We start from the raw sequence: 26,672 nt of genomic DNA on the forward strand, positions 1-26,672 counted from the left end.
AGACAAATGAAAATACAGCTACTGTTTGAAACGAATAGCTGGATAATCAATTGAACATTATTATTTTATGAGATTTTCATAGTTTTCGTATTATGTAGGGGTGTTTCCTGTTTGTAATTGTTGTTGAAGCTCTTTTTCAAGCTCTACATATTTAATGCTTAAATTGAGTCGCTTACTAATTTCAGCTAATGCATTAGATACTTCGGCGATTGTGAACATGTCCATTAGGAACAACTCATACCAGCCAATATCGACGAGCTGATGCATTGTTGCAAAATGCGTTTCGATGGATTTATCTTTTAATTCAGCTTGTAGGTCAGTGAAATGTTTAATCATTAAAAATAAAATATAATGATGTAATTCATCATCGTTGTTGAAAAAGTCAAGCTTATGCTGCTCGACATAGGACATTGTATGGGATAGATCATTAATTAAAATCGTTATTTTACGTTTACTAAATTTGGGGTAATAATAAATAAATTTTTCTTGGTCTTTATCAATATAAAATTTTTGCTTTGTATTAACGACTTCAGCGCTTTTTTGAATATCCGCTAATGTTAGTTTTGTTTCACGTTTTGCCATGCTCAACCTCCGCTACTAAAAAGTAAATGGGTAGAAAGTTGATTTTCTACCCATTTTTTAATTAATTTACTTAAATAATATCGACAACAAGCTTTTCAGTATATGTACCATCAGTGACTTCAATAATTGTTTGATCATTGACTGCTGCAGAAGCTCCTAAAGCCACAACCCCATCTGCGCTGACCGTGGCAATGGCTGGATCCTTAGATGTCCAAGCTAGCTCATTATTTTGTAAAAGAACGTTGGCATAGCCTGCACCACGAATACCTAATACGGTAATAGGTTGTGAATCACCAGCAACAGTAGAGTCAAGGACTACATGAGAAGGGCTTGCAGCAAGTGCCGTAAACTGTACTTTTTCCTCGGATAGGTTACGAAGTTTGATATAAGCATAATTTCCTTTTTTATCGGCAAGTGAGCTACCAGCTAGAGAAGAGGATGCAACACCTTCATGTGTCATGGAGATTTCAATAGCTCCATTTGGTTTGAAGTTTGGCACTTCAATAATGACTTCGCCTGTTTTGCCGTTATTCGAACGAATATCTACATTTAATTCCATACGAACTGCTTTAGGGAAGGAATCCGCAGAAACTTCAATTGTATCCATCATTTCTTGTACAACATAGACTACCTGAACTTCTTTGCCAGCTAAGGCAGGAACCGTAATCTCTTTACCAGTAGCCGTATATTGTGCGAATGTACCATTTAGCTGCTCTACATGCACCTTTCCAATAGGTGTTTCAGCTAATGTACCTTTACCATTTGCATCAAGTAAAATCATTTCATCTGTATAATATTCCGCTAGCTGATGATTGATTTCTGCACCGTTTTGTAAGGCAATATAGGCAGTATCAAAAGCTGCATCCTCAATAGAGAATGTTAATTCCTTTTGATAATTCAGCTCATATACCTTTTTAGAGCCTTTACCAGCATAAATAGCTTGTGTTTGAATAGCCTGTGTCATAGATGAATTAAGCAATGTTTTACCATTTAAAATTAATTCATCTGTTAAGCGATCAAATAAACGAACATTTGCGACTGAAGTTAAAAATTGATTTTGTTGTGACATAAAAATTACCATCCTTTTTAATTGTTATTTTTTATTTGAACTAGGCTCGAGTCCTAGTTTTTTCATTTGTTGATCAAATGTTGATTTTGTGATAATGACATCCTCATTTTTCTTTGGTTCTTCAATATGACCTAGCCAATGAGGGAGGTCTTGGTCATTTTTAAATTCGATCATTCCAGAGTAGCGAGCATGAAGAATGGCATTGCTACTTACCATATAGTCCATACGGAGGAGCCCTTTATGGAATTGATATAAAGTTAACTGCTCAATTTCATGATAGGGTAGGCCCGATTTACAATGATAGGCGATGATTTGCTGCTCTAAATCAGCCTGCTTTGTTTTTCGTTTAGCCATAAAGGCACGTGCTTCCTGAATAGCTTTTTTTGTGTCAGGATCAATAAATTCATCATCTAAATCAATAAGATTTTGTTCACTAATAATGGTTTTGATAGTATCAAAATCGCGCTCATGTAATGTGATACCATTCACAATTACAAAAGCCATACCCTTTTCATTGATTGAAATTTGTATATCCTCGGTTTTAAACACTAAACGATATAATGCTAGTAATTTCTCTAGCACTCGATGCTCATCATTACTTTGAGACACAGTCAGTAAAAAAAGGAGATACGACATTCGTATAATCTCTGGCTGTTGAAAATCATTCTTCGGTAAAAGCAAGCATTGCACGGCATCATAAAATTCATCAGTATCCTTCATTTTGACAGGATAAATATTTAACCCTTTATAGAGAAAGGGTTTTCCAAAAGCCTTGTTAGTAGTGTACTTCATAATCGATAACCTGTAGGCAGCTGACCTGAGGACATGCTATAAATCCAGCGATAGCCTATAAAATCTTGAGGGACATTGGGAATAGGCAGTCCACTATGGAATCTTAAATCTCCAAATTCTTCAATACTCTCTTGAAATAATAGTTCATTTAATATTTCACCAAGCCAATCGAGACGAAAATCAATAGGAGTAATAGACACAGGGGTATAAATATCAAAAATATAGTGTTGTGTACTTGAATAAGGGTTATCCATATATTGATTTTGGCTTTTTACATAATTTTTTTGAGGCATGCGAGGACCTGTATATAAGCAGATTCTACAATGTGTTTCAGGTGCTAAATCATTCGTTTGATCACCAATAACGATTAATTTGCTAAGTATATGATCTTTCTCAGGCAATTGAGAGACATCCATTTTTAATGGGTCCAGTGGATCATCTGATGGATCCATTGGTATGTAGTAGAGCAACCGAAGCAGTTTTTCATTATTTACCAATGTGTGATAAAATTCAGTTAGGTTTTTTACAATTTTCATTCTCCTTTATCCTCCTAAAGAAGAGTGTAATGTTGAAGGTGTCTTAATAAAAGATTATAATTTTACATTAATTCATACATACAATGGTCATCACCCTCTTTCATTTCATAGAGATAATCATGCTGGGTTTACGAGTTTGCCTAAAATATCTTTTATTAAAATGAAACCTTCATGATAGGTCTGTGAAAAGTGTACAGACCTACTAGAATCCCTCATTTTTTATTATGTTTTTTAAATTAATTCACTTATTAAATGGAATCCTCATCTATATCTTCAATCCCAAAGGTCAAAGCTTCAAAATAGGAAGTATTGGAAAATGTATTATGTCTGCTGGAGCCTTTTTGAATTTCTTTTTGCTTATAGTGGGAGAGTACATAATTATCTTGTAATCGATGTTGTGAGCTCTGGTTTTTCAGTAATTTTGTTAATGTTCTACGTCTTTTATGACGTTTCTTGGCTTCCTTAATATAGTGTAAATTTTCTTCCTCTAATAAAAGTTCTTCTCTTGTGAAATAGCCTTTTGTTATGTAGTAGCCAAGCATATCTAATAAAATAATCGTCTTGTAAGTTTGAGAGGTTGCTGTTAAATACATTTCTAAAGAGATTTCCTCTCCTCTAAAAGTGATTTTTTCATTTTCTAAAATTGATTGTATGTATTGAACTCTTTCCGCTATAGGAAGCTCTATATTTAATTCGATGATCGTGTGAGGTAATTGTAATTTCATATGTACGCTCCTTCTACTTATTAGGGTGGCTAGTGTAGCTGTAAATCCAATTTTTCTGCCCAAACGAATGTTCTATTTATTTTTACATTTTTTGCATTGTGAATGAAACAAATCTTTACTACTATTATTGACACTAAAAAATTCATCTGTAGCTGGCAAAATATCATGGCATTTACTGCATCGTTTCGTTTTTAGCTGTAGTTTTTGAATATAGGTAACTTTTCTCCATTGGCGATCATTCTCTTGTTTGATTTTTTGACAAATTGTATTAAATCTACTTCCTACAGTTTTAACGGGTATCCCTAATAGTTTGCCAATCGTATAATAAGAATAGTCTCTCGCAATATATGAGAGTAATGTAGTTTGTTCTTTATTTAAAGATTTTTCAATTAATTTATCTAAATCAGCAAATAAAGCAATGACATCTGTATTCATTTTTAAAGAATTGGTCGCGCAAACACCCTGAGTGAAGTTTGTATCATCAACGGTTCCTCTAAATGTTAATAATTCTTTAATAACGGCTGTATCGGATAATACTAATTGGTTATACTTTGTATCTTTACTTGTTTGAAAAGCCATCATCTGTTCATCTCCTTTAAACCTTCCATATTTATGCTTTTGTTTATTATAATCCTATTAGTAAATAAATCAATCAAAATTTTCAATTAATTTATCTATTGGTTTGAAAAACACAGATATTTTTAAGTTAATTAATTTAAAATTTATTACTTTTTAAAATAGTATATGTTACTATTAAATTGATTAACTTTAAAAAGGTAAAATAAGGGAGTGATGAAAATTGAAGGTCGGCAAAACGAGAGAATTATTAATAGAGGAGATTCAAAAAAAAATTCCTTTATTAGTGCAACATGATTCAATTTTAGAAGAAGTTTCTATGCAGCTTCATCAACATCATATGAGCATAGGTCATATACTTGCGTTAATAAATGATAAGAACAATTTAAATGAGGCGAATTTACAGGAGCTATTATTGCTTGGAGAACAGCTTCATTTAAAATTTGCTGATAGTGAAGCGAATTGGTTAGCAGAATGGCTTAATCCGTCAGAGGTGAAAGAATTAAGAATGTACATAAAAGAGTCGCCCTATGAAGAAACGATCACATTACCCTATACATTTGAGAATGTTCTGCAAGTAGGACGCAATGAGTATGTTGCAGTCATTCCTAATTCAATGATTGGTAAGCTTTGGATGAGCGGTATTACTATGTATAACCCAAATATTCAGCGTCAAGCAAAAAAGAAAAAGGTGAAAAATGGAATTATAGAGGTGATGAATCTTAATCCTAAATCTTTGCAAGCTATTGAAAAGCAAGCCTTAGAGGGGGATTTAATAACCTCTACATTACGCTATAATGCCAAAGTAGGCTCTGGCGCGGATGGGATTGAGCTTGATTATAATGAAAGAGAGCAAACACTTACATTATTAGCAGGTACTTTAGTGGATATTTTGGATGGTGCCCATCGTACATTCTCTCTCTACAATGCCTATATGAAAAAGGTAGACTTGGCAGGAAGTATGATTGTTATTTTTTCCAATATGACAGAGGCTCAGTGTAAACGCGTGCAGGTAGATATGGCAAAGGCTAATCCCATTCCAAAGCCAAGACTACAGGAGCTGGCAAAAAATAAATTATCGGATGAGGTTGTGATTGAATTAAAGGCTGAAGGGGAATTAAAAGGAAGAATTACATCCAATTCCATTATTAAATATTCGTATGGGGAGGTCATTACCTTTTCGGAATTATCAAATGCTATCGAGAACAGCTTTCATTTAGAAAACCGTCTAGCAGTGATAAAGGTAGCGAAAGTGATCAATGACTATATGATGTATGTATTTGCCTATTATAAGCCGAATTTATTTGATAAACATTCATTAATGTTTAAAAGCCGGATGTTTATTGGCCATATAGAATTAGCTGCTCTTATGTTTGAGCATCATATTCCATTTGAAAACGTCCATAAATATTTAGATAAAATTGACTTTGCTATTGATAATCCTATATGGGAGGAAGTTGGAATTCTTAAATATGGTAGTATCAGTGCACGTAATAGAGCAAAAATTCAACAGATGTTTCAACAACTAATTTAAGAATGAGGTGTAAAAGATGCTGAAAGAAAATGTTTTAAATAAGGATATTAAGGAATGGTATCTCAAATCATTAGATGTCCAGGAAAATAGTTTGACCACTTATTTATCATTATTGAATAAAGCAGCATTACTAGAAAATCAAAAAAATAAAGATATCTTTGATATGAATAAGGTAGAGTTGGAAGAATTATTTTATAGTTTTAAGTCCCCAAGCCCACAGTCTATTAGCGCCTCTATTGGTTTTATTGCCAGATATATTGATTGGGCTATTATGAACGGTTATACAAATAATCGTTCTCAAAGGCTTCCTAGCGTTATTGATATGGACTATTGCCATCAATTTATTTATAAAGCCTCCATTGTTCGCTATACAAGAGCGCAATTAGTAACATATATGCAGTCGTTTGATGACCAAAGACATGCAGTATTTTTGCTTTGTTTATTTGAGGGCATTAAGGGGGAGGGCTATAGTGAGATTTTAAATTTAAAAATGGAAGATTTGAAACACGAACATGGCGCTTGCTATGCTAGATTGAGAAACGACAAGGGCTATACGAGAACAATTGAAATCTCGGAAGATTTATATTGGAGATTGGAGAGGCTAGATAAGGTATCTTCAACTAGTGGACAACCTAAGCAGGGACAAAAGTACTTTTCAGATAGTACCTATATATTCAAAAAAGCAAATGCGAAGGGCGAAGATATTCAGCTTAAAGCATCCTTTGGAAATAGAGCCTTAAATTTGGCGAAAACTATTTTCGACAATCGTAATTTGATCGCAAGTACCATTCAAGTCTCAGGTATGATGTGGTATATATGGGAACTACTCAAGGATAAAGAAGAAAAATTGTTGAATAAAGAAGTGTTAGAGAAAGTTGCTAATAAGTATGATACTGGCTATGTCAACAAAGATAGTCAGTATGTAAGCTATTCTATACTGCAGCATAAGTTAGATTTTGATTTTATACAAGAAAATTATGGTTTCTTTCTTGTAGACTTGTAGAACTGGTGAAATACCAGTTTTTTTGTTTGGCAAAAAATAAAGAGCTGAGTAAGAGAAAAGGTATACGAGCAGAGCGAAAAGCAGGCTTCTACTAGATTGAGAAATCATAAAAAGCTTAAATCTGTAAATATTCTCTAAAAATGAACTTGAAAAAGAACGTTTGTTCGTGTTAAGATGAAATCAAATATCTTTAATGTGATCTTGCAGGCTAAGGAGGGATTTGCATGAATGACAAGGAAACAACAGCAATACTTGAGCTAGTTATCTATAAAGATAGTGATGTGTCTGAAGCGTTAATGAATAATTTCTATGGCAGCATATCGAATGTCATTTTAAAGGATGAAGGAGGTAATATGCTTGCATGTGAATGTATGGATAGCTCTTTTTCAAGTTTAGTTGTGATGGATAAATGGAATGAGGATGAGGTTGAACTAATAAAAGGGGTAGGTGATACCAAATTTATTTATAAAAAAGCTCAGGACATGGATATCTATTTCGATAGTTTAGTGCAGTTAGATGAGAGTAAAGAGAATATTTATTGTGTGGTGGAATTCCAAAAAATTATTTATTTATATAATGGACTTCAGCGAAAATCTATTATCGATACCCGCATTACATGTTTAAAAAGTCTTAAAAATTATTTAATGCTTTACTACCCAAAGCATAAGGTTTTAGAAAGAATGGATGGAATATAGAATCTTTATAGGTTAATTAATGAAAAAACAAGAGGTATTTGAATGGAAAAGTTTTTAGTGAAGGAATTTGCATCTGCCATAGTTGAACAATCAAAAGGCAGAATAAGCATAATAGATGCTGAAGCATTAGCCATTGTTTACTTGGCAAAGATGAAAAAATTTAAGCCAACTCCTTGCCTGAAATGGGCAGCCCAAGAAATCATAGAGAACTAAAAAGACGTATAACTATTTTTAGAAAATGAAAGGGGTGATGAACGATTTATACGAAGCATCCAAACGCTATCTATGAAAAATATGGAGTTAGTGTCCTAAAAGATGATAAAAATAATAAATGGAGGTTAGTACAATTAGAGGATGACTTTATTTATACGAAAAAATTCCATTCAAGGAGGGCTGCACAAAAATATTTAGATAAATTAATTGGAAATATTATAAGTATAAACAATTAAAATTCATTGAAGGGAATGAGTGAAATGAACATTCTAAAAGATGAACATATCTATCATTTAAAAATTGATAGTCGCGCTATGGCACTCGCTTATAAAGAAATGGGTGAGCTAAATTTACATATTTCTAGGGAAATGGATTATTTAGAATGGGAGGCACATAAAATTTTAGAGAGTTTTTTAGAAAAAATAAAAATACTAGATATTTAATGGTTATACATAAAAGAGCTGATATTGGAGTTTTAAGAAATGATGAATTATAAAGGTATTTTAGTTGTATATTTTATGACCCTTTGTTGGTTTATCATACTAGAACATACTAGATATGATAATCATAGTTTAGATTATCGAGAGGTTTTTCAAAATGCACCCAAGTATAAATATGAAAAAGCTGTAATAGCTATTAATAGTAAAGCGGAGCAGTTAAAAAAAGAAAAATATCTTAAGCAATTAGCATTACAAAAATTACGAGTCGAGCAGGAGCTCCATAAAGAACAGCAGAAACAAATACAACATTCACGTTCAGAGAATAGTCATAATGAGTGGGTAAATTTTCATGCAACCTATTATGGTCATGATTGTAGAGGCTGTAGTGGTATTACTGCTACTGGCATAAATGTTCGGAATCGTATTTATTTTAATCATTTAAGAATTGTAGCAGTCGATCCAACCATTATTCCATTAGGGACCATTGTTGAAATTCAAACTCCCTATGAACGGTTTAAGGCAATTGCTGCGGATAAAGGTGGTGCGATTAAAGGACATAGATTAGATATACTGGTGGAATCTGAACGGATTGCTGCTCAATATGGCAGACATGATGTGCAATTATTAATCATAAAATAAGGAAGAATTTTATACATATTAGTTAGGAGCATTCTTGATATGCTCCTCTTTTTTTTGAAAATTTTTGAAACTTTTTATAGGAGACATCCGTATAGTAGGTAACAAGATGAAAAGGGGTGAGCAACTTGACGCTATTTGGCTATTCACTCGAGCAGATCTTTTTGGTGGTTTTAATTTTCGCTGGTCTTGCTACAATATTGCTAATGTTTTTTGGCGATGCTGTCGAAGGTATTGGGGAAGGACTGCCTATTTTTAATCCGAGTGTGATTCTATCATTTCTAACGTTGATGTCAGCAGCAGGATTTATTTTGGAGAAACTAGCCTTGTTTTCTAGCGTTTGGAACATTATTGCTGCATGTATCATCGGAGCTATTCTAAGTGCCATCTTTTATTTATTTGTACTTGTGCCGCTTCGGTCAGCCGATGTTTCCCTCGCCTATACAGAGGAATCGTTAGGTGGTCAATTAGGAAGGGTCATCGTGCCAATTCCAGTAGATGGCTTTGGAGAGGTTGTGATTGAAACGGCAAGTGGTATGATTTCAAAAAGGGCAACAGGCTATGATAATGAAGCCATTGACTACGATGTTACAGTACTTGTTGTCGAGGTGAAGGATGGCACACTTCTTGTAAAATCCTATGAGAAAAAATTTATATAAAGGAGAGATCGATTTATGTCTATAGAGATTTTAATTACAATCGGTATTGTCGTATTTATCTTAATTGCACTTATTGGCTTGTATGTCACAAAATATCGTACGGCGGGTCCCGATGAGGCATTGATTGTCACAGGTAGCTATCTTGGCTCCAAAAATGTACATAAGGATGAGTCAGGAAATCGTATAAAAATTATTCGTGGTGGCGGTACATTTGTATTCCCAATTTTCCAGCAAGCACAGCCACTAAGCCTATTATCCAGTAAGCTAGATGTAACAACACCTGAGGTTTATACAGAGCAGGGTGTACCGGTAATGGCTGATGGAACAGCCATTATTAAAATTGGTGGCTCTATTTCTGAAATTGCTACAGCGGCAGAGCAATTTTTAGGCAAGCAGAAGGATGAGCGTGAAAATGAGGCGCGTGAAGTATTAGAAGGTCATTTACGTTCCATTTTAGGTTCAATGACAGTAGAGGAAATTTATAAAAACCGTGATAAGTTCTCTCAGGAAGTACAGCGAGTGGCTTCTCAAGACTTAGCTAAAATGGGTTTAACGATTGTGTCCTTTACGATTAAGGATGTACGTGATAAAAATGGTTACTTAGAGTCACTTGGTAAGCCTCGTATTGCACAAGTGAAACGTGATGCTGATATTGCAACGGCTGATGCGGAAAAAGAAACACGTATTAAGCGTGCAGAAGCCTCGAAGGAAGCGCAAAAAGCTGAGCTTGAGCGTGCAACCGAGATTGCGGAAGCGGAAAAAGAAAACCAATTAAAGGTGGCTGAATTCCGCCGTGAGCAAGATATTGCTAAAGCTCGTGCTGACCAAGCCTATGAACTTGAAACAGCGCGTGCCAAGCAAGAAGTAACCGAGCAAGAAATGCAAATTCGTATTATTGAGCGTCAAAAGCAAATTGAATTAGAGGAAAAAGAGATTTTACGTCGTGAGAAGCAATATGATTCCGAGGTGAAAAAGAAAGCAGATGCTGACCGTTATGCGGTTGAACAAAATGCTTCAGCCGAAAAAATGCGTGAGCTTGCACAGGCTGATGCTGAAAAATATCGTATCGAGTCCTTGGCAAAGGCAGAAGCGGAGAAAATTCGCTTAGATGGTCTGGCTAAAGCAGATGCTGAGCGTGCCAAAGGGGAAACAGAGGCAGAAATTATTCGCTTGCGTGGTCTTGCGGAAGCCGAGGCGAAACGTAAAATTGCCGAAGCCTTTGAGCATTATGGGCAAGCGGCTGTGCTTGATATGATTGTTCGCATGATGCCAGAATATGCGAAAGAGCTGGCAAGTCCACTTGGCAATATTGATAAGATTACCGTTGTGGATACTGGTGGCGGTGAAGGTGGCAGTGGCGCTAATAAGGTGACAGCCTATGCAACCAATTTAATGTCTACCTTGCAGGAGTCATTGAAGGAAACTTCTGGGATTGATGTCAAGGAACTAATTGAAAGCTATGCCGGTAAACATACACTACGTCCTGAGCTTGAGCAAATTGCAGCAGGGCTGGAGAAAGATACTGATAATGCGAAATCGCTCAATCCACAGGAGAGTGCGCTCAATAATGATGTGAAACCGCTCAATGCATAAGAGAATGTGCTCAATAATAGTGCGAAATCGCTCAATTTATAGGAGAGTATGCTCAATAATAAGCAAGCGACCTGGCAATTTATAGTTGTCAGGTCGCTTTTGTTATTTTTGCTGCTGCCATTCGCTTACAAGTAAGCCATATACAACATGATCCACATAATGATCGTAGAGCCATTCTGCTGCACGAATCGTCCCCTCTTTTACAAAGCCAAGACGTTCAGGAATGGCACGACTTTTCTGATTGCCTTCTGCTGCACGGATTTCAACTTTGTGAAGCCGTAATACTTCAAAGGCATATTGTAATAAGGCTTTGACCGTATTGGTCATAATGCCATGACCTTGTGCTCCTTCGCTAAGCCAATAGCCAATTGTGCCAATTTTATTGTTAGGATTAATGCTGTTAAAGCCAGTGATGCCAACTATTTCCCCTTTAAAAAGAATAACAAAGGAAAGGCTACTATTAGTTTCATGTCCTTTTATACAGCCCTCAATATAGGCGGTTGTATCTGCTATGTCCCTTGTATAATCCAGCCAGGGTAGCCACTCCTTCAGATAAACCCTGGAAGCATCGGTTAAGGCAAAAACGGCTGCTGCGTCCTCTAAAGTAATTGTACGTAAGGTTAAGTCATTATCAGTTGTTATCATCATGGGTTTCACCTCATTATTTTAAGGCGTCGTGCATAAAGCCCTTCATTTCTTGACTAAGTACAGTCAATTCTTCAATAATTTCGCTAAAATCTTGAACGAGCTGGGCCTGTTCATTTGTTGCATCATTGATTTGTCCCATATTTTGTTTCAGATTTTCAAGATTTCTATTAATATTGCGTAACGATGATTCGATATTTTCAGTAGCGCTTGATGTCTCAAAAGATAATTTTCGTACTTCCTGTGCCACGATATTAAAACCAGCACCATGCTGTCCAGCACGAGCAGCCTCAATAGATGCATTTAAGCCAAGTAAATTGGTTTGACGCGAAATACTTTTAATTAAATCTGTCACTTCATTTGTTTTTTCAGAATCCTCTAAAGCGTGCTGTGCCTGCTTATTAATTTCCTCACTTGTAGCGGCTAATTCCTCTGAATGAGAAGCGATGGTATGTACTTTATCTTGGAGGTTGTTTACGATTTTATCCATTGTACCCATATAATCCTCAAGTTTCAGTTCATTATCGATCGGCAGACCAAATGCTAACGCACCTACGACTTTGCCATTTTCGCGAATTGGGAATGAAAAAGCATTGATGGCTACACCATATACATCCTTTGGAATAACGACATCTGCATTTTTGCCACTAAAGGCAATATAAACATTTTGATCACTGGGATTAACCCTTTGTCCGTCACGATAACCTGAATCTACTCGTTTACCTGCTAAATATTTAACAACGATTTCACTTTCTTTGTCAACGACACCTACGATAGCTTCTTCTTTTAAGGCAAGGTGTATATAAGGTGCTGCAAGAGACAATGCTTCAATAATTTTCATAATAATTCCCCCAAATTTAGTTCATAAATAAAAGCAATTGGCTGATAACAATGGTGCTAGATGGTTACTTTTACTGTAGCATACTATTTGACAACTCAAAATACTAAATTACTAAAAGTTGGGTACAATTTGTTGCGATAGTTGGGAAAGATGCAGGATTATCAATAATAATCGTATAGTGCTGCTAAGCAAACATCGAAACAAATTTGTCTATTTGTTGACAAAGTGTTCGTGTGTTTTCACAAATAGTGTACTAGAATAATAGTTATACGGTGAAAAAGTGAAGGAGAGCGTACTATGGCATATATACAAAAAGGGACAAGCGCATTTTATAAAGCCAATTGGGCCTTATTTTTAGCAGGCTTTATTACGTTTGCTAATTTATATAGTACCCAGCCATTGCTCCCTACATTTGCAGAAGAATTTCAAGTATCACCAGCCATTGCTAGTTTATCTCTTTCAGTGACGACCTTTGCTTTAGCAGTAAGCTTAATTATTGTGAGCTCCCTGTCAGAGGCATGGGGACGAAAATCATTGATGACCATATCCATTTTTGCTGCCTCTCTCCTTACGCTTGCACTTGCATTTGCCTCTAATTTTGAAATGGTTTTACTATTACGCGTAGTGCAAGGTGCTGTTTTTGCAGGTTTACCTGCGATTGCGATGGCCTATTTAGGTGAGGAAATAGAGCCAGCAAGCTTAGGTATTGCCATGGGCTTATATATCAGTGGGAATTCTGTTGGCGGGCTTAGTGGACGAGTGATCATTAGTACATTCACGGATTTTTATAATTGGCATATAGGTATGTTGGTGCTAGGGGGCATTAGTGTTGTTATTAGTGTATTGTTTGTCTGGATGCTGCCTAACTCTAAGCATTTCAGCGCCCGCCCATTGCAAATAAAAGCATTAACGATAACGCTTTGGCAACATTTAAAAGACCCTTCCATGTTATGTCTTTATGGAATTAGCTTTGTGTTAATGGGGAGCTTTGTTACACTGTATAACTATATTGGTTTTAAATTAATGGCGCCTCCTTATCATTTAAGTGCAACGATTGTAGGCTGGATATTTGTGATTTACTTAGTGGGGACATTTAGCTCTGCTTGGTTTGGTAGTTTAGCTGATCGTTATGGTCGTCAACGTATGCTTTTATTGGCCATTGCCATTATGTTTATAGGCGCGATTATAACATTGAACGAGTTGCTTAGTTTAAAAATTATTGGCATTACCGTTTTTACCTTTGGCTTTTTTGCAGCACATTCCATTGCAAGTGGCTGGGTGAGTAAGCGGGCGTCACATGATAAAGCACAAGCCTCCTCTCTCTATTTATTTTTCTATTATGTTGGTTCAAGTGTTGGGGGAACAGTGGGAGGCGTATTTTGGATGAAGTATGGCTGGGTAGGTGTTATAGCGATGATTGCTTTATTTTTATTAATTGCTTGTGTACTATCGTTCTTATTAAAGAGGATCATTGCTAGACAACGTATCGCAACCACTCGATAGCATTTGATGTGAGGTGACGTTTTGCAGGAATTACTTTTATACTTTTTTATTATTCTAGCAGCAGCTATTTTGCAAACAAGTACAGGGTTTGGTTTTTCTATTATGGCCACCCCTTTTTTACTGCTGCTTTTTTTACCACAAGAGGCGATGCAAATAAATATAATATTGTCCCTTGTTATTTCGCTTTCTTTAATATGGAAGGTGAGACAGGATATTGATGTAGCTTTACTTAAGAAGGTGATGATTGGTAGTGTTGTGGGTGCGCCTTTTGGTAGTCTCCTCTTTGCCTTTGTGAATGTGACGACATTCAAGTTGCTCATTGCCATCCTCTTAATAGGGCTTACGATTCTCTTAATGAAAAATCTCTCTATTCAACAAACAAGTGGTAGGGATTATGGTGTTGGTTTCATTTCAGGCATGTTGACAACAAGTATTGGAATGGCAGGACCGCCACTATTACTGTATTTTGCGAGCACGCATAGAAATAAAGAAACAATTAGAGCAGTTTCGATAGCCTACTATATTTTTATTTATCTGATTAGCTTACTATCTCAAGTCACATTTGAAGGTACAAGTAAAATGGTTTGGCTGTATAGTATGTATGCTTTGCCAATAGTTTTCATTGGTCTAATTTTGGGACAAATTCTATTTAATAGATTAAATCAAAAGCTGTTTAGATCATTAATTTATCTTCTATTGGTAGCAGCAGGTCTAATTTTATTGATACAAAGTATAGGGACGATGTTATAAATAACAAAAAGAAGTATGGAAAAGATGCTGCATCTTCCATACTTCTTTGTTGTTAACCCATAATATTGTAGCCAGCGTCGATGTAGATTGTTTCACCAGTGACACCACGTGATAGGTGAGAGAGCATCACAATCGTCATATCTGCTACCTCGTCTTGTTGAACATTACGTTTTAAAGGAGCTGTTTCTTCGATTTTGTGTAAAATCGTATTAAAGGATGGAACGCCTTTCGCCGCAAGTGTGCGAATTGCGCCTGCTGAAATCGCATTGACACGAATATTATCCTGACCAATATCAGCAGCCAGATAGCGCATGGAAGCCTCTAGTGCAGCCTTTGCCACTCCCATCACATTATAGCCATCAAGCACACGCTCTGCACCTAAATAACTCATTGTCACAATAGAGCCACCCTCTGTCATATAAGGATGTGCTGCTTTTGCTGTTGAAATTAATGAATAAGCACTTGTATCTTGTGCGAATGCATAGCCTTCTCGAGTTGTTTCAAGGAAGCGGTTGTGTAAATCTTCGGCATGGGCAAAAGCCACTGAATGTACAATCCCATGAATAACGCCAACCTTTGCTCCAATTTCATCAAACGCTGCCTTTGTACTGTCATCACTATTCACATCACATTGCACAACAAGAGAATCGGATTGTCCGATATTTTCTAATTGTTTTTGTAATTTTTTTAATGAGCGCTCTTGACGATACGTGAAGATGACATTTGCACCAACGTCAAATAAACGTTTTGCAATGCCCCAAGCAATACTACGATCATTTGCTACACCCATCACAACAATATTCTTATCTTTTAACTGTAATAAATTATCCATCATGATAAAGAACTCCTTTATGAGATAATATCTGTTATTAGTACCAACTACTAAAATATTATCATACCTAAAATAGTGTTGCAATCATAACATGAAAAGTGTAGCGACTAAACTTGCAAAAAATTAAATAGCTGCACTATGTTTTACATAGTGTTCACACTTATCCAGTGCTTGATTGACTGCCCTATACACAGTGATGCTAAAACAATGTTGTGTACGAATTGTCTGCACAAGTATTGTAATGGTTTTGTTTGGCTTTGATGAAAGGAAGCATCCTGTATTTGAACATCTTCCTTAAGATAAGCAAGAAACTAAGCTTATCGTGCTAATAAATTAGCCTCGGTGCCCAAGTGAAAGGTAATAAAGTAATATAAATTATCATACAAACGGGAAAATGGTTTGCCATTTTGCGGCAAGTTTTTTCAATGGATCTATATGGTTTTCGGTGATTGGAAATAAACTATGTTCTAGCTGTAACTGCTCAAAGATGCTCATTCCTTCAATAGATTGGTATGTGTCTAGTGATGGACCATAGGATTTTTTTGATAAAAAAGGCATCCATTTTAAGGATGCCTTCAAAGGGATTGATACAATTATTCGTATTTTAGTGCATCTCCATCAAAAGATTCATCTGCTACTTTGATAGAGTCAGTTGGACAGCCTTCAAAAGCGTCTTGCATATCTTCTAATAGATCTTCTGGAACTTCAGTAGTTCCCATGTTATCATCTAAAATAACGAAGGCAATCCCTTCATCATCATAATCATAAATATCTGGTGCTGCGGCTCCACATGCGCCACAAGCGATGCATGTATCTTTATCAACTATTGTGTATTTAGCCATTTTTTTCTCTCCTTTTATGTTCCTACAAAGCTTCATACTCATTTTAAAGATGTTTATCTTACATTTCAACTTAAATACTATTAAATTGGAGGAATTTGCGTCAATGTTTCATCAAACTCTCTTGCAAATCTTTCAAAAACTCAATAAGGAACGGACTATTTCGGCTGCTTATCATATCTTAAAAGGGAAGCGCTCAGGCCAGACCGTTCAAGATATTGGCCTATTTCAATTGCATCAATATTTTGGTTTATTGCCAAAACTGCCTCGCGCAACATTTGATGAGGCAGTTACGTTATTTATGCAATATAGTTGGTTAAAAGTGCAGGAATCTGGTCACTTTTACATGGAAAAGCTAGGGCTGCAACGTGCTGCCCAAACGCCGACCTTTTTCTTTGATGGCTGGCATTATCGAGGAAACGAACATATATTTTTTGCACGACTCTCTTTAATTGTGCAAAGTTTGTCACATCAAAATGCGGCGGTTCGTTCTTTTGCACCGATTAGTCGAGATCCGTCCATTCAAGCATGGGTACGGTCATTTTTGCAGGATCAATATTACCAAAAAGGTCATTTACAGCAACTGTTATTAGAAGAATGCACACAGGTATTAAGAAGACTTCCAGTGGCAGAAGCAAACAAGCAGCTAGTGCTTTACCGATTAAGTGGCTATCGTTTACCAGGCTGGACATGGCAACAGCTTGCAAGTGGACGGAGGGAAACTGTTTTAGATAGTCAGTTAGCCTTTATTGAGCTATTGCATATATTATTAAATGAAGTACAGCAGCATACTTACCCATTGCTTGGGCAAATAGCAGAGGGGCTAAAAGTTAAAATATTATTAACGGATTCAGCACAACAAACCGCACAATTATATGAGCAAGGCTATTCCATTGAACAGATTGCGCAAATTCGTCAGCTAAAACGTAGCACAATAGAGGATCATTTTGTCGAAATAGCGATGTATGAGCCGAACTTTTCTATCGGACCGTTCGTCTCATTTGAAGAAGCCGAAAAAATTTGGCAGGCATCCAAGCAGTATCAAACAAAAAAATTGAAAATATTACATGAAGCATTGGAGGATATAAGCTATTTTCAATTGAAGCTTGTCCTTGCGAAAGGAGACGTATAAATGGAACTTGACCAACTATTGCACAAGCATTTTGGCTATACAACCTTTCGTCCAGGACAAAAAGAAGTGATTGAGGCCATTCTACAAAGAAATGATGTGATTGCTTTACTGCCAACAGGAATGGGCAAGTCATTGTGCTATCAGCTTCCAGCCTATGCCCTACAAAAGTCCGTCTTAATCGTATCGCCATTGCTGTCTCTGATGCAGGACCAGGTAGAGGAGCTAAAGCGTTTTGGGGAAAAGAGAGTGGTCGCTTTAAATTCATTTTTAGCACCAACAGAAAAGCGTTATGTTCTCCATTTTTTAGAACAGTACCGTTTTATTTTTACATCGCCTGAGATGTTGCTACAACAGCAGGTACAAGAGCGGCTAACACAGATGGAGCTAGGGTTAATTGTCGTAGATGAGGCACATTGTATCTCGCAATGGGGCTTTGATTTTCGCCCTGATTATTTGCGAATCGGTGAATGGTTTGCAAAGGACAATCGTCCACCAATTTTAGCCTTATCGGCAACTGCTACGAGTAAGGTAGTGCAAGATATTCGTGAAACATTATCATTACAGACACCGTTTGAATTTATGTATAATGTAGACCGCCCCAATATTCATCTGGGCCGAGTGCTGTTAGAGAATAGGGCTGAGAAAGCAAACTGGCTTATGCAGCATATGAAAGCGACAGCAGGACCGGGTATTTTATATGTATCTTCTCGTAAGCGTGCACAGCAGTATTGTGATGCCTTTTTACAAATGGGCATTCGTACAGCAGCATATCATGCAGGGTATGGAGCGGAGGATCGCCAGTTTATTCAGCAGCAATTTATAGATGATGAGCTAGAGTGGATTGTGGCAACAAATGCCTTTGGAATGGGAATTAATAAACCTAATATACGTCAGGTGATTCATGAAACAATGCCAGCTAATATCGCAAATTATATGCAGGAGATTGGGCGTGCTGGCCGTGATGGTCAGTCTGCGCTTGCTATTTTATTGTACTGTGAGGGGGATGAGGAGCTAGCAAAGTTTGTGGTAACAGGGGATTTACCAACAGCGGGTCATGTTGATCGTTATCAGGAGCTGCTGGCCCAGCAAGGACAGCCAGTTTCTATGTTAAAAAACGGTGAATTAAGTGAAACAGCCTTTCGTGTATTGGACTATTGGGTTCAACGGGAGTCTACAGAGCAGGTAAAGGCTCGATTCAATCATTTAGCCCTAGAAAAATATCGTGCAGTAGATGATATGCACAAGCTTATTCAGACAAAAGACTGTATTCGTGAACAACTTGTCGAGTATTTTGGGCAAAAATTGCAGAAAAGACCAGAAAACTGTTGTGAAAATTGTGGCATCCATTATGATAAAATCAAGAAAGTACGATTACAGGAAGAAAAGAAAAGCGAAATGGCTTCTTGGGAAAGGCGGCTACAGCAGCTTTTAATAGGTATGTAGTTGTGAACAGAGGATCATTTACTTTTTTCGTAAAATTCGTCATAATAGAATTATAGAAAGCGTAGTAAGGTTGGGGGAAGGGCGAATGAGTAAAGAAGATTATCGTGATAAAATAGAAGAACATCGTCAATCATTTGAAGATGAGCAAAAGGAACAACAAACATTATCGAGAGTTTCGAGAATGAATAAAAATGGGAATAAAAACAAAAAGCCTCAAAATTCACAACGTAAGACACCGTTAATGACTATTTTGTTTGTGATTTTTATTTTAATTCCATTAACAATATTAATCTATTTTTGGAAGTTTTATGAGCCAGGAAAAACGATTGAGCAGGCTGAAAAAGATTCGGCTGAACAGCTTGTGGAATTAGATCCTTCAGAAGCGTCATCATCTGATAAGGATAAAGATGATCAAAAAGCACAAGAGCAGTCTCAAAAGGATGCTGAAAAATTAGCGGCTGAACAAAAGGCGGCTGAGGCGGCGAAACAAGCAGAAGCAGCGAAAAAGGCAGAGGAAGCAAGGAAAGCAGAAGAGGCACGTAAAGCCGAGGAAACTAGGAAGGCTGAGGAGGCACGCAAAGCGGAAGAAGCAAGAATCGCTCAGCAACAAGCAGAGGCCGCAAGAAAAGCGGAAGAGGCTAGAAAGGCTGAAGAAGCAGCAAGGCAAGCCGCTCAAGCAAGTACACATACTGTAAAGCCGAATGAAAATTTATACCGCATTGCTTTAAATCATTATGGTGATGGCAGTGAAGCGACATTAGCAAAAATCCGTGCAGCCAACGGTATGTCTTCTAATACTGTCATAGTTGGGCAAGTCATTAAGCTACCTTAATCAGCTATTACTGTATGGTGAGCAAGTATAAAATAACTGACAGACGTTCATACCAAAACGTATGTCTGATTGAGCAAAAGGCGATTCTTCAGAAACGAATCGTCTTTTTGCTGTCGTAAGGAGACGTGAGGGAATGTTATATGTAGGACTATTGGCTGTAGTAGTCATTGGTTTTCTGCTTTATATGTGGAAGGTAGCACATGAAAACAATGTTTTATATCACCAGCTCACATTGCAGGGTGAACAGGAAAAGGTGCGATTATTTTTTATTTCTGACACGCATTTACGGAAAATTAATAAAAAAATGATTATGCAGTTGGAAGGGCATTTTGATGCTGTTATTATTGGTGGTGATTTTGCGGATCGTCGTACACCTATCTCACGTATCCATGAAAATCTAAAGCTTTTAACATCGATAGGACCAACCTATTTCGTTTGGGGAAACAATGATCGAGAAGTGGGAGAAGAGCGGTTAAAGGATGTTTTCCAGACACATCATGTTCAAATTATTGTCAATGATGCGGTGCAATTACCAGCAAAAAACCGTTTTTGGCTCAGTGCTATTGAAGATACCACAATCAAGGAGCATAGTTTTGACAAAGCTTTTGCCAAGGTGGGAGAACATGATTTAGTCGTTTTTATTGCTCATAATCCAGGTGTTTTTGCGAAAGTTCGAGCAAAGTTTCGGGCTGATTTAATGATGGGTGGCCATTTACATGGTGGCCAGATTCGATTTGGCCCATATGGTGTGCATCCAAATGGTTCGTACAGGGAGCGTGATGGTGTGATGACCTTGGTAAGTAATGGCTATGGTACAACATTATTGCCTTTACGCCTTGGAGCAAAACCACAATGTCATGTAATTGATATTGATATTTTGAGTAAATAAACAGGCAAAATGTGCTAAAAGGCGTATAATAAAGAAGTATTTGATTATTAGATGAAAGCAAGGATTGACAACGGTTGCTCATCTAAAGTTGATTGGAGTGTCAGGAAATGCAGCAAGCAGATGCAATTATTGTTGGAGGCGGCCCCTGTGGCTTAGCAGCAGCAATAGCTTTGCAAAATATTGGATTACAACCGATTGTGATTGAAAAGGGAAATATTGTGAATGCCATTTATCATTACCCTACTCATCAAACATTTTTTAGTACAAGTGAACGTTTAGCGATTGGCGATGTGCCTTTTATTATTGAGGGGCGTAAGCCAAAGCGCAATCAAGCACTTGTTTACTATCGTGAGGTTGTGCGTATTAAAAATATTCAGGTTAATCGCTTTGAAAAAGTGCAAAGTGTTGTAAAACAGCAGGATAGGTTTACAGTGACAACTGATAAAAATCGTTATGAAACGCCATATGTAGTCATTGCAACAGGCTACTATGATCATCCAAATTACTTAAATATTCAGGGTGAGCATTTACCAAAGGTCTTTCATTATTTTAAAGAGGGTCATGAATTTTTCGATACAGATGTGCTGGTGATTGGTGGTAAAAATTCAGCGGTGGATGCAGCGTTAGAGTTAAATAAAGCGGGTGCTCGTGTAACCGTTGTCTATCGAGGCAGTGAGTATTCGCCAAGCATTAAGCCATGGGTATTACCTGAATTTGAAGGGGTAGTTAAAACAGGCGAAGTTGCTATGCATTTTAAAAGCCATGTAGTAGAAATACGGGAGCATGAGGTTGTTTTAGCAATGGATGGTCAGGAAAAGGTTATTAAAAATGATTTTGTGTTTGCGATGACAGGCTATCATCCAGACCATGCCTTTATTCGAGCAATGGGTGTAACGATTGATGAGGAAACTGGACGTCCCTATTTTACACCTGAAACGATGGAAACAAATGTAGAAGGTTTGTTTATTGCAGGGGTAATTGCAGCAGGGAATAATGCCAATGAAATCTTTATAGAAAATGGACGCTTCCATGGAGATTGTATTGCGCGAACGATTGCTCAAAGAAAAAAATAATCGGTGAGGCTGTATAGGCATAAAGCTTATACAGCTTTTTTGTAAGGAGGGACATGGGTGATTGGGTTGTACTGGCTATTCAGCTATTTAATAGGAAACTTTATGACGGCATTTTTCGTTGGAAAGGTATATGGTGTGAATCTACAAGAGGAGCGCAGTAAAAATTTAGGGGCACGCAATGCAGGAAGCATTCTAGGGAAAGCTGCATTTATGTGGACATTTCTTGGAGATGCGCTAAAAGGGGGACTAGTAGTTTACTTAGGAGGTTTTTGGAATTTCGATGAATGGGTAATTATTAGTGGAGCTGCTTTAGTAATTATTGGGCATTTATTTCCGATATGGTTGAAATTTAATGGAGGAAAAGGTGTAGCCACTTTTATAGGGGTTGGCCTTGCCTTATCACCGAGTCTTTTTGTATGGATGATGATTGGCACTGTGATCGTACTAGCCTTGACAAGAAGTTTAACGCTGGGCATGGTTGGTGGTTTTATTTTCTATGTAGGAGCTATTATGCAAGCAGGAAAAATAGAGCCTTATACATGCCTAATGATTGCTATTGTAGGCATGCTCTTCAGACATAAGTGTAATATAAAGGAGTCATGGAAAAGGAGGAATTGAGGATGTATTGGTGTAAAATAGCACAAACAAATAGAGAGTTTGAGGCCATTGCACAATTAAATTATGAAACGTTTGTGGAGGAAATTCCACAGCACATGCCTCATCCATCAAGAAAAAAAGTCGATCGCTTCCATGAGGAAAATACATATATAGTGGTGTACAAGGAAGTAGAACTAATTGGAATGGTGGCATTTAGAGAGCAACGTCCGTTTTCAATTGATGAGAAAATTGGCAAGGTAGAGCAATTTTTACCAAGAGAAAATTGCACAAAACTTTGTGAAATACGTTTACTTGCTGTGAAAAGAGGCTACCGAACAGGGCGAGTGTTATTGAAGCTTACACAAGCTTTAAATACATTTGCCTATGAAAAGGGTTATAGTGCTGCTGTCATTTCAGGGACAACGCGTGAAAAGAAGCTTTATAAGCAAATGGGCTTTACCCAATTTGCAGAGGCTGTAGGAGCAGAGGGTGCACAGTTTTTACCGATGGTGCTAACAAGACAAGTATTTGAACAGACACTACAACATCGATTAGCTACAAATCATTCTACATTTTATCCAGGACCTGTCAAACAACTACAACCTATCAGTTATTCAGATGTATCACACCGTTCATTAAGCTTCCGTGCGCTTTATGAGCGGGTTCAACAAAAGTTATGCCATTTATCGAGTGCCAATCATGTTGGGATCATTGTGGGTACAGGGACATTGGCAAATGAAGTGATGCTTGCGCAATTAAAGGCACAGCAATTAGGGAAGGGGCTGATTCTTACCAATGGAGAATTTGGTGAACGTTTACATAAACAAGCAGCTCGTTGGTCCTTACATTTTGATGTCGTGGCACAAGAGTGGGGAACAGCCTTTGAGCACAAAGAATTGGCACGATTGTTAGAACGGGATTCTTATCAGTGGATGCTGGTGGTCCATGGAGAAACTTCAACAGGAACCTGCAATGATTTGGCGAGTCTTGCTAAGTTAGCGCAGCACTACAATATCAAATTATGTGTGGATAGTATTAGTACGTTTGGTACGATGCCGTTCTCTTTAAAAGATTGTTATTTAGCAACTGCGGTGAGTGGGAAAGCCATTGGCGCACTAAGCGGGTTAGCATTTGTTTTTTCACAGGCTCTTGTACAACCCACTGCTACATTACCTGCTTATCTCGATTTAGCCAATTATCAGCAAGGCGCTATTCCATTTACGCTTCCTGCTGTATTACTTAATAATGTGGATGTGTCCTTACAAGCCTATCCCGCACGTTATAAGCAGCTACAGCAACGCTTCGAGGCACTACTGCAGCTACCATTTATGCGTTACCAATTACCAACAGCCCACTATCCAATGCTGGTTACAGTTAAATTGCCAAGTACCTTTGCAAACCTACACATTGATCTAGCATTAAATGGGCTATTGGCTCATGGTGACAGCCATTATTTACGACAAAGAGGGTTCCTTCAATTTGCTACTATTCAACCTGATTTTCATGATGCCCTTATCCGCCTTCGTACAATTTTGCGTTACTATGAACAGGTGGTAGGGGCATAATTAAGTATCGCCTATAAACGCCTTGGCTTTACAGGAAAAAGTCTCTTAAATTGAGAGGATTGCTTGTTGTGTTAAGCCCAATTAATAATTTTAAGCGTGCCTTTTGACCATTAATACCTGTGGCAAAAATTGCGCCTAAATCTTCCAACATTTTCCCGCCGCCATCATAGCCATAAACGGCTTCTGCAATACCATTAAAGCAGCGGGACACAAGTATGACTGGGATATCTCGTTCTAAAAGGCTTTCGATTCCCTTGACAACAGCTGGAGGGACATTCCCTTGTCCAAGCCCTTCAAGGACGACCCCGTCATATTTGCATGCAAGCACAATAGCTAGTAAATCTTCTTCCATACCAGCATAAACTTTTAACATGGCAACACGTTTAGATAAATCATGAACCTCTACATATTGTCGACGAATAGGAGCATGATGGAATAAGATTCGTGATTTTGTAATCAGTCCAATTGGCCCGTATTGTGGGGATTGGAAAGTATTCACAGAACTTGTGCTTGTTTTTGTTGTATTTACAGCAAGATGTACCTCATCATTCATGACAACCAGTACACCTTTATTGCGAGCTTCTTCATCAACTGCTACTCGGACGGCTTCGACTAAATTATAAATGCCATCAGCACCAAGTTCATTTGATGAGCGCATTGCACCTGTCAATACGATAGGAATAGCTAGCTTCGTTGTTAGCTCTAAGAAATAGGCAGTTTCCTCTAATGTATCTGTGCCATGTGTAATCACAACACCGTCAATTGGTTGCGCTGATACTCGTTCCATAATGATGTTACGCAATTGTAGCATTTCTGTTGGCGTAATATGTGGTGAAGGCAGATTAAAAGCTTCTATTTCAATAATTGTTGCTAATGTATTTAACTTATTGCTTTCCTTTGTCAGTGGATTTTCTTTATTTGGCATTACAGCTCCTTCTTCACTCATTGCCATAGAGATGGTGCCACCTGTATGAATTAATAAAATTGTCTTTTTCATAAAAATTAAAGCCCCTTTTAAAAATTTTTTGGTCATTACATGATATACTAATAACAGTCTATTGTTGAAAGGAGCCGGCATCATGATCATTTTATTATCTGCTGCCATTGCTCCCGGTCTAGCGCTTTTTAGTTATTTCTATTTGCGCAATCAGATGGCTACGGAGCCAAGAAGAACTTTACTACAAACGTTTTTATACGGCGCATTTTTAACGTTCCCAATCATGTTTTTACAGTATGTATTAACAGAGGAAGGAGTTTTTCCATATCTTTATCTTCAAGACGTACTATTTTCGAGTGTCATTGAAGAATTTTTTAAATGGTTTGTGCTATTAATTGCCATCTATAATCATATAGAATTTGATGACCCTTACGATGGTATATTGTACGGGGCAAGCATTTCACTTGGCTTTGCTACGATTGAAAATGTTCTTTATTTACTTTCATTTGGCTTAGACACGGCATTTATGCGAGCCTTATTACCAGTATCGAGTCATGCTTTGTTCGGTGTCGTAATGGGCTATTATTATGGACGGGCTAAGTTTTCGAAACTTGTTAAGACAAAAGAGATGATTGCTATGGCGCTTTGTGCACCAGTCGTACTTCACATTCTATACAATACAATATTATCATTCAAAGGTCACTGGGTTTATTTAATGATTCCTTTTATGTTGTTTTTATGGTGGTTTGGCTTGCGTAAAGTGAAGCTTGCACATTATCATCTGGTGCAGCATCTTCACATGCAAAAGAAAATATAAAGCGTAGAAATCGTCAAAGATTTCTACGCTTTATTTCATTTTTATCATGTATAAATTACTCCTTTTGTTTCAAGCTATAAAAAAAAGGAGTGATAAAAGTGCGTTTAGTAAGCATACTTTTTGCTTTAATATTAGGAATTAGTATAATTGCGATTCCTCAAAATGATGCGAATGCATTTAGCGATCAGCAAATTACTCGGGGTGCCTATGGAGATGATGTCGTTGAATTGCAAGCGAGGCTACAATACTTAGGTTTTTATAAGAGTAAAATTGATGGCAAATTTGGCTACAACACATACTGGGCTTTACGTAATTTCCAAGAAAATTATGGGTTACCAGTAGACGGAATTGCAGGCGCTAAGACAAAGAAAGCGTTAACGGGCAATTCAGATTATGACGAAAAATGGGTGAAAGCTCAATTAAATGCAGGAAATCAATTTACTTATTATGGTGGGCAGCCACTTGATCAGCAAGTGAAAAAGAATACTAGTGGTGGCAGTAGCAATAGTAGTGGAAGTAGTAATAATAATGGAACACAGACACAAGTTCCTCCCAAATATACAGAGCGTGATTTACAGCTAATGGCGAATGCGGTATATGGAGAGGCAAGGGGAGAACCATATGAAGGACAAGTAGCGGTTGCCGCAGTTATTTTAAATCGTTTGGAAAGCCCAGATTTCCCGAATACTATTTCAGGTATCATTTTCCAACCGTTAGCATTTACGGCCGTTGCAGATGGGCAAATTTGGCTTGAGCCAAATGAGCGAGCAAAAGAAGCGGTGATTGATGCCATGAATGGCTGGGACCCTTCTGAAAATGCGCTTTATTATTTCAATCCAAAAACAGCAACAAGTAAATGGATTTGGTCACGTCCACAAATTAAACAAATAGGAGAGCATATTTTCTGTTCATAGAAAGGAGGAA

30 protein-coding genes are annotated in these 26,672 nt (G+C 37.3%); 19 read left to right on the forward strand and 11 right to left on the reverse strand.

What is annotated here, in order from left to right:
* Positions 1-90: 90 nt before the first annotated feature.
* The 6 genes from ADM90_RS06840 to ADM90_RS06865 all read right to left on the reverse strand — a co-directional run bounded on the left by ADM90_RS06840 (position 91) and on the right by ADM90_RS06865 (position 4,286).
* Entirely contained in the window at positions 91-582 is a 492-nt protein-coding gene (locus tag ADM90_RS06840; RefSeq protein ID WP_053994270.1) for a hypothetical protein, read from the reverse strand.
* A gap of 70 nt (positions 583-652) precedes the next feature.
* Positions 653-1,651: a hypothetical protein gene (locus ADM90_RS06845; protein WP_053994271.1), complete on the reverse strand. Its 999-nt coding sequence runs from the start codon at positions 1,649-1,651 to the stop codon at positions 653-655.
* Between the two features lie 24 nt (positions 1,652-1,675).
* Entirely contained in the window at positions 1,676-2,443 is a 768-nt protein-coding gene (locus ADM90_RS06850; protein ID WP_053994272.1) for a hypothetical protein, read from the reverse strand.
* Positions 2,440-2,979 carry a hypothetical protein gene (locus ADM90_RS06855; RefSeq protein ID WP_053994273.1) on the reverse strand — a complete coding sequence of 180 codons (540 nt, stop codon included), beginning with the start codon at positions 2,977-2,979 and terminating at the stop codon, positions 2,440-2,442. The genes ADM90_RS06850 and ADM90_RS06855 overlap by 4 nt, the downstream gene beginning before the upstream one ends.
* A 248-nt stretch (positions 2,980-3,227) precedes the next feature.
* On the reverse strand, positions 3,228-3,704 hold the full coding sequence (locus ADM90_RS06860) for a hypothetical protein (RefSeq protein ID WP_053994274.1): 477 nt from the start codon (positions 3,702-3,704) through the stop codon (positions 3,228-3,230).
* Between the two features lie 72 nt (positions 3,705-3,776).
* Positions 3,777-4,286, reverse strand: a complete 510-nt coding sequence (locus tag ADM90_RS06865) for a hypothetical protein (protein WP_053994275.1) — start codon at positions 4,284-4,286, stop codon at positions 3,777-3,779.
* 217 nt (positions 4,287-4,503) lie between these two features.
* Here ADM90_RS06865 and ADM90_RS06870 point away from each other — a divergent pair, with 217 nt between their 5' ends.
* From ADM90_RS06870 to ADM90_RS06900, 8 genes are all read left to right on the forward strand, one after another.
* Positions 4,504-5,814 carry a ParB N-terminal domain-containing protein gene (locus ADM90_RS06870; protein ID WP_053994276.1) on the forward strand — a complete coding sequence of 437 codons (1,311 nt, stop codon included), beginning with the start codon at positions 4,504-4,506 and terminating at the stop codon, positions 5,812-5,814.
* A gap of 16 nt (positions 5,815-5,830) precedes the next feature.
* Positions 5,831-6,817, forward strand: a complete 987-nt coding sequence (locus tag ADM90_RS06875; protein WP_053994277.1) for a phage lytic cycle repressor MrpR family protein — start codon at positions 5,831-5,833, stop codon at positions 6,815-6,817.
* A 224-nt stretch (positions 6,818-7,041) separates the two neighbouring features.
* Positions 7,042-7,512 carry a hypothetical protein gene (locus tag ADM90_RS06880; protein WP_053994278.1) on the forward strand — a complete coding sequence of 157 codons (471 nt, stop codon included), beginning with the start codon at positions 7,042-7,044 and terminating at the stop codon, positions 7,510-7,512.
* A 42-nt stretch (positions 7,513-7,554) separates the two neighbouring features.
* Entirely contained in the window at positions 7,555-7,725 is a 171-nt protein-coding gene (locus tag ADM90_RS24450; protein ID WP_161804057.1) for a hypothetical protein, read from the forward strand.
* Between the two features lie 260 nt (positions 7,726-7,985).
* The gene (locus ADM90_RS06885) at positions 7,986-8,168 is read left to right on the forward strand and encodes a hypothetical protein (protein ID WP_053994279.1); all 183 of its coding nucleotides are present in this window, start codon (positions 7,986-7,988) and stop codon (positions 8,166-8,168) included.
* Positions 8,169-8,207: 39 nt separating this feature from the next.
* Positions 8,208-8,804 (forward strand): 3D domain-containing protein, encoded by a 597-nt coding sequence (locus ADM90_RS06890; protein WP_053994280.1) that lies wholly within the window; start codon positions 8,208-8,210, stop codon positions 8,802-8,804.
* 125 nt (positions 8,805-8,929) lie between these two features.
* Positions 8,930-9,460 (forward strand): hypothetical protein, encoded by a 531-nt coding sequence (locus tag ADM90_RS06895; protein ID WP_053994281.1) that lies wholly within the window; start codon positions 8,930-8,932, stop codon positions 9,458-9,460.
* 15 nt (positions 9,461-9,475) lie between these two features.
* A complete protein-coding gene (locus ADM90_RS06900) occupies positions 9,476-11,053 on the forward strand; it encodes a flotillin family protein (protein ID WP_053994282.1) in 1,578 nt (525 codons plus the stop codon).
* Positions 11,054-11,155: 102 nt separating this feature from the next.
* On the opposite strand, the gene ADM90_RS06905 is transcribed toward ADM90_RS06900, so the two are convergent.
* Positions 11,156-11,701, reverse strand: a complete 546-nt coding sequence (locus ADM90_RS06905) for a GNAT family N-acetyltransferase (RefSeq protein WP_053994283.1) — start codon at positions 11,699-11,701, stop codon at positions 11,156-11,158.
* A 13-nt stretch (positions 11,702-11,714) separates the two neighbouring features.
* Entirely contained in the window at positions 11,715-12,539 is an 825-nt protein-coding gene (locus tag ADM90_RS06910) for a methyl-accepting chemotaxis protein (protein ID WP_053994284.1), read from the reverse strand.
* 297 nt (positions 12,540-12,836) lie between these two features.
* Here ADM90_RS06910 and ADM90_RS06915 point away from each other — a divergent pair, with 297 nt between their 5' ends.
* Positions 12,837-14,042, forward strand: coding sequence for an MFS transporter (locus ADM90_RS06915; protein ID WP_053994285.1), 1,206 nt, complete (start codon positions 12,837-12,839; stop codon positions 14,040-14,042).
* Positions 14,043-14,063: 21 nt separating this feature from the next.
* On the forward strand, positions 14,064-14,792 hold the full coding sequence (locus ADM90_RS06920) for a sulfite exporter TauE/SafE family protein (protein ID WP_053994286.1): 729 nt from the start codon (positions 14,064-14,066) through the stop codon (positions 14,790-14,792).
* 52 nt (positions 14,793-14,844) lie between these two features.
* Here ADM90_RS06920 and ADM90_RS06925 read toward each other — a convergent pair whose 3' ends face one another.
* Entirely contained in the window at positions 14,845-15,627 is a 783-nt protein-coding gene (locus ADM90_RS06925; RefSeq protein ID WP_083448477.1) for an enoyl-ACP reductase FabI, read from the reverse strand.
* A 590-nt stretch (positions 15,628-16,217) separates the two neighbouring features.
* A complete protein-coding gene (locus ADM90_RS06935) occupies positions 16,218-16,466 on the reverse strand; it encodes a ferredoxin (RefSeq protein WP_053994288.1) in 249 nt (82 codons plus the stop codon).
* A gap of 103 nt (positions 16,467-16,569) precedes the next feature.
* Between ADM90_RS06935 and ADM90_RS06940 the strand changes: the two genes are divergently transcribed.
* From ADM90_RS06940 to ADM90_RS06970, 7 genes are all read left to right on the forward strand, one after another.
* Positions 16,570-17,595: a YpbB family protein gene (locus tag ADM90_RS06940; RefSeq protein WP_053994289.1), complete on the forward strand. Its 1,026-nt coding sequence runs from the start codon at positions 16,570-16,572 to the stop codon at positions 17,593-17,595.
* The gene (locus ADM90_RS06945; RefSeq protein WP_053994290.1) at positions 17,596-19,038 is read left to right on the forward strand and encodes a RecQ family ATP-dependent DNA helicase; all 1,443 of its coding nucleotides are present in this window, start codon (positions 17,596-17,598) and stop codon (positions 19,036-19,038) included.
* An 85-nt stretch (positions 19,039-19,123) separates the two neighbouring features.
* Entirely contained in the window at positions 19,124-19,870 is a 747-nt protein-coding gene (locus ADM90_RS06950; RefSeq protein WP_053994291.1) for a LysM peptidoglycan-binding domain-containing protein, read from the forward strand.
* Positions 19,871-20,003: 133 nt separating this feature from the next.
* Positions 20,004-20,759, forward strand: coding sequence for a metallophosphoesterase (locus tag ADM90_RS06955; RefSeq protein WP_053994292.1), 756 nt, complete (start codon positions 20,004-20,006; stop codon positions 20,757-20,759).
* 107 nt (positions 20,760-20,866) lie between these two features.
* On the forward strand, positions 20,867-21,832 hold the full coding sequence (locus ADM90_RS06960) for a YpdA family putative bacillithiol disulfide reductase (protein ID WP_053994293.1): 966 nt from the start codon (positions 20,867-20,869) through the stop codon (positions 21,830-21,832).
* Positions 21,833-21,889: 57 nt separating this feature from the next.
* On the forward strand, positions 21,890-22,450 hold the full coding sequence (locus tag ADM90_RS06965; RefSeq protein WP_053994294.1) for a glycerol-3-phosphate acyltransferase: 561 nt from the start codon (positions 21,890-21,892) through the stop codon (positions 22,448-22,450).
* 2 nt (positions 22,451-22,452) lie between these two features.
* Complete coding sequence (locus ADM90_RS06970) at positions 22,453-23,994, forward strand: aminotransferase class V-fold PLP-dependent enzyme (RefSeq protein WP_053994295.1); 1,542 nt, start codon at positions 22,453-22,455, stop codon at positions 23,992-23,994.
* Between the two features lie 28 nt (positions 23,995-24,022).
* Here ADM90_RS06970 and ADM90_RS06975 read toward each other — a convergent pair whose 3' ends face one another.
* Complete coding sequence (locus ADM90_RS06975) at positions 24,023-24,991, reverse strand: asparaginase (RefSeq protein WP_053994912.1); 969 nt, start codon at positions 24,989-24,991, stop codon at positions 24,023-24,025.
* Between the two features lie 82 nt (positions 24,992-25,073).
* Between ADM90_RS06975 and prsW the strand changes: the two genes are divergently transcribed.
* On the forward strand, positions 25,074-25,748 hold the full coding sequence (prsW, locus tag ADM90_RS06980) for a glutamic-type intramembrane protease PrsW (RefSeq protein WP_053994296.1): 675 nt from the start codon (positions 25,074-25,076) through the stop codon (positions 25,746-25,748).
* Between the two features lie 98 nt (positions 25,749-25,846).
* On the forward strand, positions 25,847-26,662 hold the full coding sequence (sleB, locus tag ADM90_RS06985) for a spore cortex-lytic enzyme (protein ID WP_048389795.1): 816 nt from the start codon (positions 25,847-25,849) through the stop codon (positions 26,660-26,662).
* Positions 26,663-26,672 lie beyond the last annotated feature (10 nt).

The organism is Lysinibacillus macroides (assembly GCF_001281525.1).
Lineage (GTDB): Bacteria > Bacillota > Bacilli > Bacillales_A > Planococcaceae > Lysinibacillus > Lysinibacillus macroides.